Origin of the sequence: Psychrobacter sp. AOP7-B1-24 (genome assembly GCF_052376215.1) — a bacterium.
Taxonomy (GTDB): domain Bacteria; phylum Pseudomonadota; class Gammaproteobacteria; order Pseudomonadales; family Moraxellaceae; genus Psychrobacter.
Window position 1 is genome coordinate 1 of the sequence record NZ_JBQSVL010000145.1, and the last position, 2,968, is coordinate 2,968.

The 2,968-nt window shown below is 35.1% G+C and carries 4 protein-coding genes; all 4 read left to right on the forward strand.

The window, feature by feature from the left end; translation table 11 throughout:
* A partial coding sequence (locus tag ACT3QP_RS14515; RefSeq protein ID WP_444525990.1) for a tetratricopeptide repeat protein occupies positions 1 to 652 on the forward strand: 652 nt, incomplete at its 5' end.
* A 72-nt stretch (positions 653 to 724) separates the two neighbouring features.
* Positions 725 to 1,300 (forward strand): hypothetical protein, encoded by a 576-nt coding sequence (locus ACT3QP_RS14520; protein WP_192520779.1) that lies wholly within the window; start codon positions 725 to 727, stop codon positions 1,298 to 1,300.
* A gap of 12 nt (positions 1,301 to 1,312) precedes the next feature.
* On the forward strand, positions 1,313 to 1,909 hold the full coding sequence (locus ACT3QP_RS14525) for a hypothetical protein (protein ID WP_192520778.1): 597 nt from the start codon (positions 1,313 to 1,315) through the stop codon (positions 1,907 to 1,909).
* Positions 1,910 to 2,606: 697 nt separating this feature from the next.
* Positions 2,607 to 2,968: hypothetical protein (locus ACT3QP_RS14530; protein WP_444525991.1), on the forward strand; the 362-nt coding region annotated here is incomplete at its 3' end.

The following is a 2,968-nucleotide window of genomic DNA, read 5'->3' on the forward strand; positions in this document are numbered from 1 at the left end:
CAAATTAAGACAAGATGGTCAGCAAAATCATTATGTGCTGGAATTCTTATTTGATAAGAGAAAAAATGATTTTATATTGATTAATACTTACCAGTTGCTATATTTAAATTATTGTGGTCACGAACTAGACTCTATTAAAAATATCGAGCCTCCAACTACACACAGTCTATTATCGTTAATCAATTTTGGAAAAATTAATCAAAAATTATTTTCGACTGGTTTCTACAAAGGCGAAAAGGTAATTCCTGACATTTTGTTAGATAAGTATCAGCTACTAATGGACAAAGATACCCCTAACAAACAGGCGATCGTCGAATCACTCATTCAAACTAACGATTCTGATAGTGGTGACGGATGTATGCCTGAAGATTACATCGACGCTCTTTACTACTATGAAGACGATATAGAGTTATCAAATAACCTCGCTTTTTACTTTGGACAGTATGGCTATCACAATGAAGCCATAGAGTTGTTAGACTCTGTCATAAGCTCTCATCCTGAAAGAGCGGTAGCTTACTTGAATATCGCTGATAATTATCAAGCCATTGGCGATGAAACTAAAGCGGATGAATACTATAAAAAATATTATGAGAAAATGACTAACCTTGGTAAAGATAAGAGCATTCCAAAGAGAGTACTACTACAGCGTTGAGATATGGTGTTATTGATAAGTATAATACATGAATCCTATTTATCAGCGAATCAATAATAAAAGAGGTAATTAATGAGTGAAATCGGTAATAAGTTTGATAATTTATCTGATAAAGAATTAACAATTATCAAAGCTGTACCTCTTATGGCTGCATTATCAAATGTCAATATTACAAGGAACTTAGGAGAATATTTAATCGTTATTGATGGGAAAATGGTATCAGAAATACTGGGTATAGGTAATTTATATATTTATAAGGGAAATAAGCTTGAAATGTCTATTGTTGCAAATAGTGGAGGGTTCGGTAGTGGTGCGCCTCCTAATGGAGAATATACTACGCATACGTATCGTGATAGAACTGAAGCAGGTAGTTACAGTAAAGGTATGAACAAGAATGGAGTCGGTTTTAGCTTTAATATTGACCCTCAGTTTAGCACCAAAAGATCTTTGCTACGTATACATCCTGACGGTAATAATAAAGGAACTTTGGGTTGTGTCGGTTTAAGCGGGTCAAAAAAGGAGCTAACCAGTATTCGAGACAAGATTAATGAAATACTCAAGACTCAAAAATCAATAAAAACTAAGATAAATATTGATGGAAATCCAAATAATCATATTCCACCATCTGGTGCAACCCCGAATGAATAAAGGATTAATCATATGAAAAAACTTTATTTGATAGGCTTGACCTTGCTATTTTCAGCTTCAGCAGCTTCTAATACTTTCTATAATTATGATATTAGTGGATATGGTATTATCAACGACTCTGATGGTCATGTTAATCTGAGAAAACTACCTGATTTAAAATCTAAAATTATTGATAAGATAGATAATGGTACACTCATTTATTGTTACAATGAGGGTGGCAGAGTGGATGATTTTTGTTATTCTCAAACTAAGAAAGGTCTAGGATATATACATACCTCTAGAATCTTAGTTTTAGAAAATAAATTCAAATATAAATCTTTGAGCAACCTTCATGTTTTATATAACAAAAAAAATAAAATTTATATAAGATACAATGAGAATAATTACACAAGCATTTGCATTAACGACAGACTCAATTGCTTAAGTCAAGAAAAAATAAAAAACATCGAAAATATTAATATAAACTCTCATGTAGCATACTTTGACAAAAAATCAGGAAATATATATCTAACTGCTTCCAATGGAACTGATGGTAATACAAATAATATTGTTTGGACTATTAAGCCTGACAAAAGCATTACTCAATGGGTCTATACATTTGATTTCTAAATTTACTTTTTATATTCTGATGATGTAAAATTCCCTATAATAGAAGGTTTAAGCTTGTTGAAAATTCAAACATATCATATATTTTTTATTTTCAAACATGCAGCCACTATGCTTGGATGTCTTTTATAACAGCCTTTGATAATAATTCAAACTACAACTTAGCGGTACCCGTATGTATCCAAGGGCTTTTCTATTTATATATTGCTATTTTTGTACTCATTTATAAATATCCTAACTCAAATAAACGACTCTATTATAATTTCTGATCCAAACAGAACAATAGCCTATTTAAATATGGCTGATAACTATCAAGCAATTGGCGATAAAGATATGGATGACAGCTATGATACAGGTGAATACTGTTCAATAAATCCACTCCAACTACAACCACTCTTTGCAAGATTTTAATGTCACCACTAGCCATAATTGCAATGGAGATCCTTGGATGATCAAAAGATTTCAGGCATTTAGACAGAGATCTTATCGTAGCGCAAAAACGACTCAAGCTCTAGTGCCTGCTCTTGTGATTAGTCAAGATAGTAGCGAAAAGTAGGAACGGCTACAGCAAACCTTATCACACCCCACTCAATCCGCTGATGTTGCTATAAACAGCAACACTGATGGAAATAGTGCTGACGAGGACAATCAGGTAAGTGGCCAAACTCTTACGCTCGACACCCCTGCTGCGTTTGCCCCAGTGACCGATACCGAGAGCATCGATGAAGCGACTGTCGTCGCAAACTATCATCAAGGACACTACAGCGTCTATCATGCACTCGCCCATGCCACTGATTTGAATGTTGCCGATACTTTTATATTGGTCGATCACAACCATCTCAATCAGCACTACCGTGCCACCCATATCGTACACTTGGCGCGCAATAGTCTGGCACACGTGACAGGTCTGACCATCAGTCGTCGCTACCATGAACGTCATGCCTCAACATTAGAAGCAGGCATTCACTTGACCCAACTGCGTCTGATTACCGCAGACACACCGTGGGTGGGTAGCTTATATAGTAAACGCGTGCTACCGCCAATGACTGGTATCACAGATGA